The organism is Paenibacillus phytorum (genome assembly GCF_013141715.1).
Classification (GTDB): domain Bacteria; phylum Bacillota; class Bacilli; order Paenibacillales; family NBRC-103111; genus Paenibacillus_E; species Paenibacillus_E phytorum.
Genome location: NZ_WHOA01000241.1, coordinates 145,576 through 158,572, shown reverse-complemented (window position 1 = coordinate 158,572; position 12,997 = coordinate 145,576). Strand labels below are relative to the sequence as shown.

Genomic DNA, 12,997 nt, shown 5'->3' with positions numbered 1-12,997 from the left:
CAAATAATGAATTAGTCCGTTGTGATAAACCAATCAGCTTTCTGTGTGGCCAGCAGCTTTCTCTGACCTTGAAACTCGTCATAAATACTTAGTGTATATTTCTGTAAGAATTTGGTGTTATAAATGAGGCCAGGATCAGGATTTGTAATCTTGAAATTCTCCCGCTTGCCAAGACGGATCTTCGAATCTTCATCTGCTGTTGAGTCACCGTTGATAACGTCAAAGTCTTTGAAATCAAACTTTTTCTCAAATCGTTTAATCCCACCGCCATCTTCAAAAACAAGCAGCAAGTTATGGCCTTCGGTATTAATTTCTGTCAGTTTTTCTTTGGTTAACTCGTAGTTGAATTTTATAGTAAATACTTTATCCTCAATCGTTGTCCCAATCTTATCAATCGTAATTGTATAGGGGAATAATTCGACATTTTTAAGCGTTGTCGCTACATTCGTCTTCTCATCAGGCAGCCAATAGGAAACTGGGTTCACATAGGAATCTGCAACGGCTTTCTCACCTTCTGACAGCTTCCCTTCGGTCACTGCTTCCCCAAGAAGTAAGTTCATATTCGCTGTCGTGTAACCTTTTGGCACAGAAGCCCATACATTTAATAGCGCTTTTCCTGTTGGACTAATCTTGTTCTTTACTTCAGCAACAGTTGCCGGGAAAACAGTTCCATCCGATGTTCGGAAATTGGCGACGAACTTGGATACATTCGTGAAGCGCTTCTCCAAATTGGTTGCTTCCACCATAGCGGAGTACATGATATTCGTTTTATCCTCATATGTGGATACACTTCGAACTACATACTTCGCTTTACGCCCAATATCATTGGATGTATAGGACTGCCCCATACCAATGAAAGGAATAGCTTGAAGCTCCGCCTGTGTGGAAAACTCAAGCACATCCGTTGCTGCAGCAGTGCCCGTACCAGTACCAGTACCCGACGGCGGCGTCTCTCCCTCATTCTCTTGAAGAACTAGTTTAATTTGAGAAAATTCATACGTATACGGCACTTTACCAGCAATTTGCAAATTGACGCTCGCTCCTGCTCCCAAACCGATTACTTTAGCCGTCTGAATGAGCTTGGCATCAATTTTCACAGCGCCATCAAGCAGGAAATACCCTGATAATTTCGGGATAGGAAGTGACTCTTCACCTTTATTACTTAGTGTCAAATCGGCCGTTAATAAGTCTTGATCTTCCCAAGGCAATCGGTGCAATCCATTAAGCTGAGTTGTATACACACCTGATTTACTTGTGAAGGAATACTCCTTACCTACTGAGCCACCTTCTTGCTGCGTGACAGCAGGCAGCCCAAAATTCGCAACGGAAACATTCAATTTCAAGTCAGGAATTGTTTCTGCTACCGCCAACTGCCAAGCGTCCGCGCTAACTGCTACCGGAATGGAACCCGATAGTTGAATTTCTTTACTTTCCTTCGGATTGATCTTCAAATCTTTCAATCCTTTGGCTTCCAGTGGATAAAGCAGACCCTCTTTCGTGCGAATCGAGAAAAGGTAAGAAGGGATCGTAACGGTATGATTGCCAGCATTCTCTAAAGTCACATATACGGTGGGAACGTGATATTTTTCATTCTTATTGCTAACAAACTTTTTAATTGAAGCTTTCACGTTGGTTCCATTTACAGAAATTGCTGTAGCACCATCTGAAGGCGTTACGTCTGTATAGGCATCTGGTACTGAGACTTCACCCAGAACACGCTCAAAATTGGACTGGCTAAAATCCCATTTGATAAATTGGACAACGAGATCTTGCAAGTTCGTGCTAGTGTTAACGGTCGCATAGAACGTTAAATCCGTCGTTGAACCGGGAGCAACCCGGTTCTTATCCTTATCTGCAGGCAGCAAGCGTGCTGAAAATTGATTGCCGGATTTGCTTTTCAAACGAACCCAATAATCAATAAATTGCAGCTCACTGCTCCCTTCGTTGTGGATCGTAATGGTAAATGTCGCGAGCTTGCCGCTTTGATCAGGCAAAACATGGATCTGTTTCAATTCAAAGTAACTGCTGCCTGTGATGGAAACCTTACCGATGGTAGTAGTTATAGCGGATGGACTGCTATCCGCCAAAACGGGCGTTACAGCTCCGAGCGCCAATGCGGCAGACAAGGCAATGGTTGCCAAGCGATAGCGTTTCTTGATGTACATGATAATGAGCTTCCTCCTTCATAATATGATCCTATTTGAAATTCCAGCCTGCCTTAGCCAGCAGGCACAGCCTGCTGTATCATCGGGTTCATAGGCGCATTCGGATTTTCCTTCATTTGCTTGAGCATCGCATCCCCTTGGGTTTGCCATTGCTTGAGCGCTTCGCGAGCTGTCGTTTTCCCTTGAAGGACACTCATAAACTGCGTACGACCAATTTCTTGTACCTGATAAATGTTAGGATTAGTTCGATAAATTTTCATATTATTATCCATTGGAGCTGGTGTCACATTATAGAAAGCTTCCATATGGAAATCCAACCCATCTTTGGGCTTTAAATATTTGGAGCGGGCAACCAAGTTATAAGAGCTATGCGATTTCAGTTTAGCCCAGTCTTCGCCATTGATGAACTTAATGAATTTCCAAGCATCATCAGGGTTTTGCGCTTTGGCATTTATACCCATAATACCATTCATATAGATGGATCCGCCAACACCTTTTGCTTCTGGGTGGGAAGGAATCGTTACGACGTCCCATTCGATGGGTGTATAGCCTTTAAAATTGGCTGCATTTTTGTTCGCATTCGTAAGCTGTTGAATTTGACCATAATTAATAATCGCCATGGCCAACCGGCCAGACATGAAATCATCATACGCAAAAGGATTATTTTGATCATACTGACGGTTCATTTGCTTCTGCGGATCCATCATCTCTGGGAACACCTTCTCTTTTTGCATTTGAGCCATTTTTGCCCAAACTTTTTCCCATTGGTCCGTATCCACCGTCATTTTCTCACCAGCATCATCGAACATTTTCAATTGCAGAGGAGCTGTGTACATTTGCATACCATAGAACAAATCTCCGCCTTGTGATTGCGTATTAAATGCAAAACCATTGATGCGGCTCTCTCCTTCCCCTTTAACAAGGCGTTTGGAAAGATCGAATGTCTCATCCCATGTCATCCCATCCTTCGGATAATCGACACCCGCATCTGTGAACATTTTCTTATTATAAATGAGTGCCGAGGAGCTGAATGTCGGAGCAAGTGCGTAAAGCTTCCCGCCTCCTGCATTTTTCATGCCATCCATAACCGCTGGAACGATCCCTGCGGTGTCGAATTTATCTTTCGTAATTCGTGGATCAAGCTGTGTAAGCATGTTGCTTTCCACCATATCCGGCAGCTGTTCATAACCAAGCATAACCACATCCGGAGGATTATCGCCCTGCATGACTTCCTTCAGCTTCTCCATGGGATCGGGCATTTTCTCACCAGGTTGAATGTTGCCATAACGGTACTTCTCATCCATCGTTGGAATCATTTCAATCTTGATATTCGGATTAGCGAATTCAAATATTTCGGTGAATTGTTGTCGGAAATATTCGTCATCACCACCGTACATCATAGAAGTCGCGATCTTAAGCACGCGCTCCTGTTTATCATCGGCCTTTTCCCCTTTGGTACAAGCAACAGCTAGTGGAGCCACCATAGCCAGCGTTAAGGTTGTAGCAAGCATTTTACGTGATATCATTTTCATTTTGATTTTCCTCCAACGGTTTGTGAATTAGATTCAATTCGTTCTATACTTTCATTCGCAGATAAATCTTTCGGTGCTTTAATCATAATTTTCTCGCCGTCAAACTCCATCGTAGCTTTTCCGTCGATTTGCAGAGCGCTCAAGTAAGCTTTCGGAACCTGAAGTCGTCCCGCGCGGTCCAGCACCACATACTCCTCATGGTCTTCACCTGTGAGCCCTGTCGACGTTCCATCAAGCGCCGAAATCGAAGGATTGCGAGCAATAAACTCCGAACTTGTCATGCCATCTCGAATGGCAACGACTCGCCCTACTTTGCCTGCCATGGACATATCGTGGGTAACAATGACTATTGTCACTCCCAATTCCTTATTTAGCCGTTGGAAAATAGAAAGAATCATATCCGCCGTCTTCGTATCCACCGACCCCGTCGGTTCATCCGCAAGCAGCAAACGCGGACGGTTTGCAAGCGAAATCGCAATAGCGACGCGCTGCTGTTCCCCACCTGACAGTTCTTGCAGCTTGTTATTCAAACGGTGGCTGAGACCCACCCATTCAAGCAGCTGTTTCGCATAGGCAGGGTCATAGTTCCCGCTGAGCATCATTGGCATTTCCACATTCTCAAGCGCAGTGAGGTACGAGACGAGATTACGCGCATTATTTTGCCAGATGAAGCCGACTGTATGTCGTTTATAATCAACTAGCTGCTTATCGGTAATCTTCAATAAATCCCAATCGCCCACTTTCACTTGACCCGCAGAAGGGCGATCAAGCCCTCCTAATATGTTCAGCAGTGTGGACTTGCCGCTTCCGCTATTCCCGATAATGGCCATAAGCTCGCCTGCGTCGATCTGAATATTTAGCCCTTGCAAAGCGACAACTTCAATCTCGTCTGTCTTATAAATTTTGACTAAGCCCTCGCAAGTAATCACGCTATTTCTCCTCTCCCAGCTTCACAGCCTGATGAACACGCAACCTTCTAATGTGTAAGAACAGCAGCAGTGCCCCAGTTATCATCATGAAAGCAACCACGAAATATAGCTGATAGGTGTCTTTGGAATCGAAAACAACTCGGAACGGCGGCACCTGCGTCTTCACATTCTGGGAAGTTTGAAGGAAAGGCAGGAAGAAATAACTCGTTAATTTACCAATTCCGATGCCTAGCGCGATGGACAATCCAGCCGTAAAGCCTTGCTCGAGGAGCAGCATTCCAGTCAATTGTTTGCGGGAAAGCCCCATGGCGCGAAGCACCCCAAACTGTACAACTCTGCTAGATAAATTAAAGAACCAATACAGCATATAACCGATTAAGGACACGATCACAGATACGAGAAAGCCCAGGCTAAGAATACCAAAGACCCCGCCTCTTGCTGGAAGCTTCTTCTGAATAATGAGCTCGTTACGAACATCCTTCACAGAAGCTAGCTCAATCCCCTTAGCCTGCAGGGCTGTAACAATCGGTGCAACTTTCGCGTCCGGTTTCATTTTGAGCCATACTTCATAGGGAGTAATAGGTGCTTGATCGTATATGTAATCCAGATTTGCGATGAAAAATGGTGTCTGATCCGGATATTGACTCGGCCAATACGGCAGGATACCAACAATCACGAATTCCACGGGCTGCTGACCGATGGTAATCGAAAGCAGATCACCCGCTTTAAGCGAATATTTGCTTGCATAATTCGAAGGTATGATGACAGCTTGCTCATAGCTCCCTAGCAAATTCAGGTATTGATTCGGATGTGCCGGGAATAAATCGGGCCGGAACCAAGCCACTTTAGCAAAATCGGCATTATCGATTCCCATGATCATTCCCTGACCGGTTGATTTACCAGATACAACGACGTTTCCTTTTGACTGCAAAACTCTGGCCGCAGCCTGGACGCCCTCTAGATCACGGAACATTTGAAAAGGCGGCTCGACATAACGAATCTTAGAGGGTGTCTCCTCGCCAGGTTTCGGGCCGCCTTGACCTTGGCTTCCACCCGCACCGGAACCACCGCTGCCATTTCCACCGTTGTTACCTCCTGCACCAGATGTCCCGCCTCCCTGGGCTCCGCCGCCGCTTTTTCCTGCGTTCGGATCCTTCGGCAGGTCGTCTGAGAAGCCTTCCCATACGGTTTGCATCACAACATCGGTACCATATTGATACAAGATCCGCTCCGTTGAGTTCAGATCAATCGTACGTGCAGCCGAAGAATTGTATACGCCGAGGCCGAGCGTAAGAATGAGCAGCAGCATAAGCGGGTAATAGGATTTGGCTGAACGGGAAAGCTGAACTAGCGTCAAGTATAGCGGCACGGGTAGGAATTTTCGTCCAAGCCAGCCGAACAAGCGCAGCAACCACGGAAAGATACGCAGAAAGAATAGTCCTAACGCGAAGATCGATAGTGCTGGGACGAAAAACAGCAGCGGATGCACCTGTAATTGATCGGTCGTTAGCCCTGTTTGTACGGACAACACTTGGCGTTGATCAAATAAGTAGAAGCCGTAGCCAACAAGTCCTAGCAGTACGATGTCGATGAACCACCGCTGCCATAGTGGCGAGCGATCTGATCTAGCGAGCTGCTGCTTATAGTTGACGATCGAAGATCTTGCGAAAAGCACAGCTGGAATCACACTGGCAAGAATTGCAATCAGCACAGCGAGCCCGCCGTAGAGCATCGCCTCATTTGTAAAACTAACAGGAATCGATTTACGATCAACGAACGTTAGAAATCCACTGGAAGAGCCGATACTTTTCGCCATGAACCAGCCCATAAAGGGTCCAATCAGCAGTGCAATCGCCCCAAGTAATAAACCTTCCAGAAAGTATATTCCTACAATTTGCTTCGTGCTGCCTCCACGGCTTCGCAGGATGGCAATTACACCACGCTGTCGATCAAGCGATTGTCTGGCATTCATCACAATGTAATAGAAAACCATCGCGATCATCGGGGCTGCTAATGTGAATAATAAAATCTGCATCTGCAAGCTTTGGGCTTTAAATTCAGTAAGAATCGGCTTAAACGATACATCTACCTTAGTATTCTTGAGTTTTTGGAACAAATTGATATCCAGACGCTCCAAACGGTTCTCAAGTGGCGATAATTGACTGGTTTGGATATTGCGCAGATCGAATGCATAATACCAATTGGCAAGCTGAAGCGGAATCTTCTTCTCCGTCAACAACGTCTTCATGAAAACATCATCATGAATAATAAGTGCGTTTACTAACCCTTCTAAGCCTTGAAACCAATAAGCACTTGTTTCATTTTTGGGTTTGAAGGAACCAACAATCTTCACTTTTAACAATTGACTGCCGCCTGCACCTGCGACCGAATAACTGAATACATCCCCTACATGCAGATCGTTTCGAAACAAAGCTTCTTCCAAGACCACAGCTTCCAATATCCCATTTTGCACTTGCCCAGAAGCCATCTGGCCGATTGACCATTCAACCTGATCGGTTAATCCGCTTAACGTCGTTAATGTCATTTGTCGACGTTTACTTGGGTCTGCTTTTGTCCCATCTGCGGGAGCTAGCTGCGCTCCTTTGATGGTATAGCTTCTTGCATAGGTCTGTAATGGAAAGCCAACATCTTTCGGAATTTCATCTTGTATATACACATTGACGTCATTGAGCTCTGTAAGCCCTGCACGTTCTGCCCCAACAGCTTGATAGCGCATGAGCAGTGAGCCTGCTGGAAGTCCCTCGCTCTTCTCTTCTAACGATTTGGCGACGACTCGCTTCAGCGACCCATCAGCATACATCGGAATGCTCGTGGTGAAAGCAACAGCCATCACTAGTCCAAGCAAGGTGCTGAGCGTTAGCCAGCGGGTATTCCACATTTTCCGAAATAAAAACCGCAGCATCGGCATGGACATTAGCGACCCACTACTTTCTGTCCAGCAGTGAGACCTTTTACAATCTCCGCATCCGTAGACGTCTGCTGACCGATTTCCACGTCCACTTCCTTCTTATTTCCTTGAGCATCAATGACTTGGACATAATTCCGGCCCGAATACGAGCGAAGTGCAGCCAATGGAATCGTCGTGGCGTTTTCTTTTCTTTGTGTAATAATCGTGACGCTTAGCGGTGTTCCTCGGTTCAGCCCTTTCGGGAACTCACTAAGCTGCACAACCAAATAATTATCGATCGTATCTTGCTCGCCTTGCCCACCTTGACCAGGAAACCCGCCGTTATTATTGTTGTTACCAGCTTGCGGATTCGGCAGCTGCTTCACTTTTCCTTTGTGCTGGCCGGCAGAATTAATATCCACCTGCACGTCCATGCCAATGGCTACTTTCTTCGCATCATCTGCACTAATACTTGCGGCCACGGTTAGTTCATTCAAATCGGCTAGAGTCGCAACGGATTCTCCGGATTTCACGGTATCGCCTTTCTTGGCTGTTACAGTGACGATGGTTCCGCTGAACGGAGCGAGCAGCTGCGCTTTACCAACTTGTGTTTCAAGCTTGGTCAGTTCTTCACGCTTCAACTCAAAATCAATCTTTGCCTGCTCGATTTGCTCCGGCGACATTTCATCTGCTTTCCGCAGCGTTTCAATCATCGTAAGCTCATCCTTACGTGTTTGAAGCTTCTTCCGCTTCAAATCACTCGCCAAATCCGATACGTCGAGCTCCGCGATCGGCTGCCCCTTTTCAACAGAATCCCCATTCTTAACAAGTATGGCACTGATCCGTTTGGCGGACATATCTTCGGAGAAAAACAGCTTCTCCTCTTGCAAAGCCATTAAACGCCCACTCCCTCTCACTTTCGTTTCAAGGGTTTCCGTTTTCACCGTGTATTCAGGCTTTTTGGAAAGCTTAGGTGGATTAATCGTGGGAAGCGATTCTTCTTCCTGCTCCTTAGGCAAAAGTGAACACCCAGAAGCAAGTAGTAATGTCGAACATACAAGCAGTGCAGCTAAAGGCTTCATCGTCCAATTACGTGACGAATCTTCCGTCCACCATTTCGTAAACATGATCGGCAACCTCCAAAATTGTAGGGTCATGTGTTGTCATACATATCGTGACTTGCTCCGCTTTCATGATGCTGCGGAAAACGGACATAATCTGCGCACCCATCTGAGAATCAAGCTCAGCTGTAGGCTCATCCGCCAAAATAAGGGCAGGCCGATGCGCAATCGCTTTCGCAATCGCGACACGCTGCTGCTCACCACCGGAAAGCTCATAAGGACGATGGTGCATCCGCTTGCCAAGCCCAACGAGCTCCAGGCAATGCTTCACTCGCTCTTTCCACTGGGAACGCGGAATCCCCGCCATTCGAAGCGCCAGCTCCACATTTTCCCATGCAGACAACAAGGGCATTAACGCATAGGATTGAAAGATAAAACCAATTTCCTTACGACGTATCAACGTCCGTTCATCGTCACTGCTGAGATGAAAGGCATGCTCTTGAAACAAAATTTCTCCCTCATTCGGCTGATCGAGCCCCCCAATTAAATTAAGCAGCGTTGTTTTCCCAGAGCCGGATCGGCCTTTCAGCATGACAAGCTGCAGCGGTTTGAGCTCCATCTCAATCCCTTTCAGTACTTCTAACTTCTGGCCTCCAACTTGAAAGGAGCGGTGTACACCGCTGACCGTTAATAACGGTGAATGAAGTTGGCTGTGACGAGAAGATTGTTCATCAGAATGCGGCTCCTCATCGATAGCTAAAGCGTCAATTGCGCTTCTTTTACGAAACCAGCTTGCCATTTGGTATGTCTTCCTTTCATTTCCAAACTGTATGTATGATAAAATAGACGGCACATCTTTCCAAAAAGTTTCATGAAACTGAAAATTTCCTGAATGCTTTTTGGAGATAAACCCGTTTGTATGAATCTATTAAAATATACTATGAAATGGAAAATTCATCCATACAACGAATTGCCTATTTTATATAACAAGCACCCTATCTACATTATTTCCGGATAACTCAAAAACCCCACTTCTTCATTCTCAGTTTCCTCCTCCCATTCATACATTTAGAATAGGGGAGACTGTTAAAAGAATAAGTAGGGTAAATATAAATTTTTCATTAAATGATCGGCACAATAGTTAACCGAGTCCTTCGGATGCCGTTTTTTGCGGGAAACGGACTTCAAAAAGCGTACGAATTACACTGCTTTGGGCTGTAATTGTGCCTTGATGCTGCTCTACAATATTCTTCGCAATGGACAAACCAAGGCCAGTGCTCCCCTCGCGATGAGTTCGCGCTTTATCGCCTGTAAAAAACATATCGAAGATATGCGGCAGCTCATCCGGGGGAATGCAATCCCCATAATTGACCACTTGAATCGCCACATCTTCTGCATCAAGATTGCAGTTAATGTCGATAAGCTGACCATCTTTTCCATAGCGAATGGCATTCGTCAGCAGATTTTCAAATACACGTGCCAACAGCTCACCGTCACCCCAAACAGTCAAATGCGGAGTCACATTCAATCGAGTTGTTAGGTTATTTTTCTCAAAAACAGGGTATAATTCCTCGTTTAATTGAATGAGAAGCTCGCTTATATCGATTGGTTTTTTTTCAATGGTAAGCTTTCCATAGTTCACTCGAGTGATTTCGAATAGTTCGTCAATGAGCTTTTCTAAACGTTGAGATTTGGTAAAAGCAATGCTCGTATAGTGCTTGATTTGTTCTGCAGTCAGTTGTTCGTTCTGAAGAATGAAATCCAAATAACCTAATATGGAAGTCAGCGGTGTACGCAAATCATGAGCCAAATTCAAGACCAATTGTTCCTTGCTGTTTTCTGCAAAATCTCCTCTCTCCAATGCTTGCTGCAATTTTTCACTTGCCAGATTAATATCTCTCGCAATATCCCCGAATTCATCATTGGATGGAATACGTATCCGACTGTTGAAGTTGCCATTCGCAAGCTGATTAATTCCGCTGGATATTTCATGAAAATAAGCCGCATATCTTTTGGTGAGGAGAAAGAAAAACAAAATCGAGAGAGGAATGAAAATAAGCAAAAAGAAGTTAATATCCCCAATCTCTCTTATGAGATTACGAATTTTTGTCAATGGATTTTCCATTTTGGTCGTATAATAATAGAGTTGGAGAGCTTTATAGAGCAAATAGGTAATGGTGGCGGAAAAAAGCATACTTAAACCAAAGAGTTGAATCATTTTAAATCGAAAGCTTCGGATAATTTCAGCCATTAAATGTATATCCCACCCCCCAAACTGTTTTGATCAGTTTATTTTTATGATCGTCTTCTCCAAGCTTTTTCCGTAAGGTACGAATATGTACCATGACCGTATTGCTGCCTTCATAATAAGCATCGCCCCAGACCTGTTGAAAGATATTTTCCGCGCTATAAACTTTCTTTGGATAACTGGCTAACAGATACAAAATATCAAACTCTTTTGGCGTTAATTCAATAGGCTTGCCGTAAACGAATACGGTTCGTGCTTCGGGATAGATGACCACTCCACCTGCCTCCAAAGTAAGCTTGCCCGCTTGCTTTGGTTGATTAAACTGCGTGGAACGCCTCAACTGAGCATTCACGCGAGCAACAAGTTCCATCGGGTTGAACGGTTTGGTTACATAATCATCCGCTCCGCTTACCAGTCCTGTAATCTTATCGAGGTCCGTCGTTTTGGCGCTTAAAAAAATGATAGGCAGATGATACTCAGCTCGAATTTGCCTTGTTGCTTCATAGCCATTCAGTATAGGCATCATAATATCTAAAATCGCCAAATCAATGGAATGCGTTTGAATAGCAGAAATAGCTTCCTGCCCATTAGCTACTTTCACGCAGCGGTAACCCTCTTTTTCTAAATGTAACTCAATCAGATCGGCAATTTCCGGCTCATCATCCGCTATCAGAATTGTGATCGACTTCATTCGTACCACCCCTGTATAACCATTGTATTGCTTTTATTGTATCAGATAGAGCTACCTCTTGCTTGGTTAGCACTTGATGTAGTAACTAACAAAGCGAATAATTTGAAAATAATGAAACCAATCAAGCCCCCGCTTGAATTGAGTATCAGATCATCTACATCATAACGTCCAATAGAGAAAAAGGCCTGCGCTAATTCCAAGATTAGACTTAAACCTAATGAAAGAATAAACGCATCTATAAATGATACTTTTTTGTTTCTTAACATTAAACCAAGAAGAATTCCGTACGGCATGAATATCGCAATATTCCCAACCAAGTTAATTAGACCATGACTCGAGATATCATGAATGGTTCTGGATATTTCTTTAAAGGGAATCAGATTACCTTTTTGAAGTTGCCTGCTCATATGATCCGTGTTCCTCAGACTTATCTTAAGCTGATGCCAGAGAAATGTCAGGTCGATTGAGCTGAACTTAAATAGAATAATTTTGAATAACGTGTACACATAAAGGGTAAACAGTACTTGAATTGTAATATCTTTCAACATTATTTTATGTTTCATACGTCATTCTCACCTTCTTGAGATTCTCATAAGCCCTGATCATGGATACATGGTCACAATGATACCGTCCATATTGTTGCCTGATATCTGATAGCGTCCATTCGCTGGCACAAGGATCGTTGTGTTTTTGGAGACAGGATAGTAAGAGATCTCATAGGTTTGATGATCTACAGTAGTCTTAATGGTCTTCTTTTCTTTCAAGAAATTCAAATATTGTTCCAGGACAAAATTCTTTTCCTGCATAATTGCGCTGTGCGGCAAACCAACATAGCGAAAATGCCAGGGCTCAGATTGAATACCTGTGATTGCCGTTTTGTCAGCCGGATAACGCAAGATAAACCCGTATCTCCATGCATTTTTTTTCAGCCACTTTCCTTCAGGCGCTTTACTCATCTCCGTTTGCGTAGATCCAATATCAAGCGATAAACCTAAATTATGTTCGCTATTGCCTGCTGGCAACGCATAATCAGCACCCATTTGTTTATAAAGCTGGTTTTGTTCTTTATTGTCCCGATAACCGCTGCTGATTAAAAATCGGTTAACCCCATCATTTGCTGCGGCATCAATCATTTTTGAGAATTTTTGCACCAAACTCGGCGACAACCGAATCGTATTATCCATCACAATAAATCCATTCACCAATTCCTTATGCTTAAACAGATTCACCGCTTCGGACTCTTCAGCCCCTGAAGGTACCGGATGATCCTTGTTGACCAACAACAAATTACCTTTATAAATCTGATCTTTGGTTACTTTAAGCTCGTTCATTTGAGGAGTCTCCTCTTGAGTTTGATTCTCTTCTTCCGGTGGTTTCTCGTTCACAACTTTCAATTTGTGTTGACTAAATCCATAGCCGAGCAGTAAAAGTATTACAAGCCACAAAACCCACTTCTTCATCCT

General features: G+C 44.3%; 10 protein-coding genes. All 10 read right to left on the bottom strand.

The genetic code is table 11. The features are described from left to right. Nucleotides 1-11: 11 nt before the first annotated feature. Nucleotides 12-2,165: a hypothetical protein gene (locus GC098_RS33850; protein ID WP_171648502.1), complete on the bottom strand. Its 2,154-nt coding sequence runs from the start codon at nt 2,163-2,165 to the stop codon at nt 12-14. Between the two features lie 53 nt (nt 2,166-2,218). Beyond that, a complete protein-coding gene (locus tag GC098_RS33845) occupies nt 2,219-3,697 on the bottom strand; it encodes an ABC transporter substrate-binding protein (RefSeq protein WP_171648500.1) in 1,479 nt (492 codons plus the stop codon). Then, nucleotides 3,694-4,626 carry an ABC transporter ATP-binding protein gene (locus GC098_RS33840; protein WP_171648498.1) on the bottom strand — a complete coding sequence of 311 codons (933 nt, stop codon included), beginning with the start codon at nt 4,624-4,626 and terminating at the stop codon, nt 3,694-3,696. Before GC098_RS33840 ends, GC098_RS33845 begins: the two co-directional genes overlap by 4 nt. Nucleotide 4,627: 1 nt before the next feature. Continuing rightward, nucleotides 4,628-7,555, bottom strand: coding sequence for an ABC transporter permease (locus GC098_RS33835; RefSeq protein WP_171649067.1), 2,928 nt, complete (start codon nt 7,553-7,555; stop codon nt 4,628-4,630). Between the two features lie 5 nt (nt 7,556-7,560). Beyond that, nucleotides 7,561-8,661, bottom strand: coding sequence for a permuted SH3 domain-containing protein (locus tag GC098_RS33830; protein ID WP_171648496.1), 1,101 nt, complete (start codon nt 8,659-8,661; stop codon nt 7,561-7,563). Further along, complete coding sequence (locus GC098_RS33825) at nt 8,624-9,394, bottom strand: ABC transporter ATP-binding protein (protein WP_171648494.1); 771 nt, start codon at nt 9,392-9,394, stop codon at nt 8,624-8,626. Before GC098_RS33825 ends, GC098_RS33830 begins: the two co-directional genes overlap by 38 nt. A 342-nt stretch (nt 9,395-9,736) precedes the next feature. Continuing rightward, nucleotides 9,737-10,846 (bottom strand): sensor histidine kinase, encoded by a 1,110-nt coding sequence (locus tag GC098_RS33820; RefSeq protein ID WP_171648492.1) that lies wholly within the window; start codon nt 10,844-10,846, stop codon nt 9,737-9,739. Beyond that, complete coding sequence (locus GC098_RS33815) at nt 10,839-11,534, bottom strand: response regulator transcription factor (RefSeq protein WP_171648490.1); 696 nt, start codon at nt 11,532-11,534, stop codon at nt 10,839-10,841. Before GC098_RS33815 ends, GC098_RS33820 begins: the two co-directional genes overlap by 8 nt. Nucleotides 11,535-11,575: 41 nt before the next feature. Beyond that, a complete protein-coding gene (locus GC098_RS33810; protein ID WP_246359119.1) occupies nt 11,576-12,097 on the bottom strand; it encodes a VanZ family protein in 522 nt (173 codons plus the stop codon). 39 nt (nt 12,098-12,136) lie between these two features. Further along, nucleotides 12,137-12,994 (bottom strand): M15 family metallopeptidase, encoded by an 858-nt coding sequence (locus tag GC098_RS33805; protein WP_171648488.1) that lies wholly within the window; start codon nt 12,992-12,994, stop codon nt 12,137-12,139. Between the last annotated feature and the right edge of the window lie 3 nt (nt 12,995-12,997).

Bases quoted from the DNA above. Each gene is read 5' to 3' on its own strand.
- GC098_RS33850 (WP_171648502.1), bottom strand. From the start codon at position 2,165: ATGTACATCAAGAAACGCTATCGCTTGGCAACCATTGCCTTGTCTGCC.
- GC098_RS33845 (WP_171648500.1), bottom strand. From the start codon at position 3,697: ATGAAAATGATATCACGTAAAATGCTTGCTACAACCTTAACGCTGGCT.
- GC098_RS33835 (WP_171649067.1), bottom strand. From the start codon at position 7,555: ATGCCGATGCTGCGGTTTTTATTTCGGAAAATGTGGAATACCCGCTGG.
- GC098_RS33830 (WP_171648496.1), bottom strand. From the start codon at position 8,661: ATGTTTACGAAATGGTGGACGGAAGATTCGTCACGTAATTGGACGATG.
- GC098_RS33825 (WP_171648494.1), bottom strand. From the start codon at position 9,394: ATGGCAAGCTGGTTTCGTAAAAGAAGCGCAATTGACGCTTTAGCTATC.
- GC098_RS33820 (WP_171648492.1), bottom strand. From the start codon at position 10,846: ATGGCTGAAATTATCCGAAGCTTTCGATTTAAAATGATTCAACTCTTT.
- GC098_RS33815 (WP_171648490.1), bottom strand. From the start codon at position 11,534: ATGAAGTCGATCACAATTCTGATAGCGGATGATGAGCCGGAAATTGCC.
- GC098_RS33810 (WP_246359119.1), bottom strand. From the start codon at position 12,097: ATGAAACATAAAATAATGTTGAAAGATATTACAATTCAAGTACTGTTT.
- GC098_RS33805 (WP_171648488.1), bottom strand. From the start codon at position 12,994: ATGAAGAAGTGGGTTTTGTGGCTTGTAATACTTTTACTGCTCGGCTAT.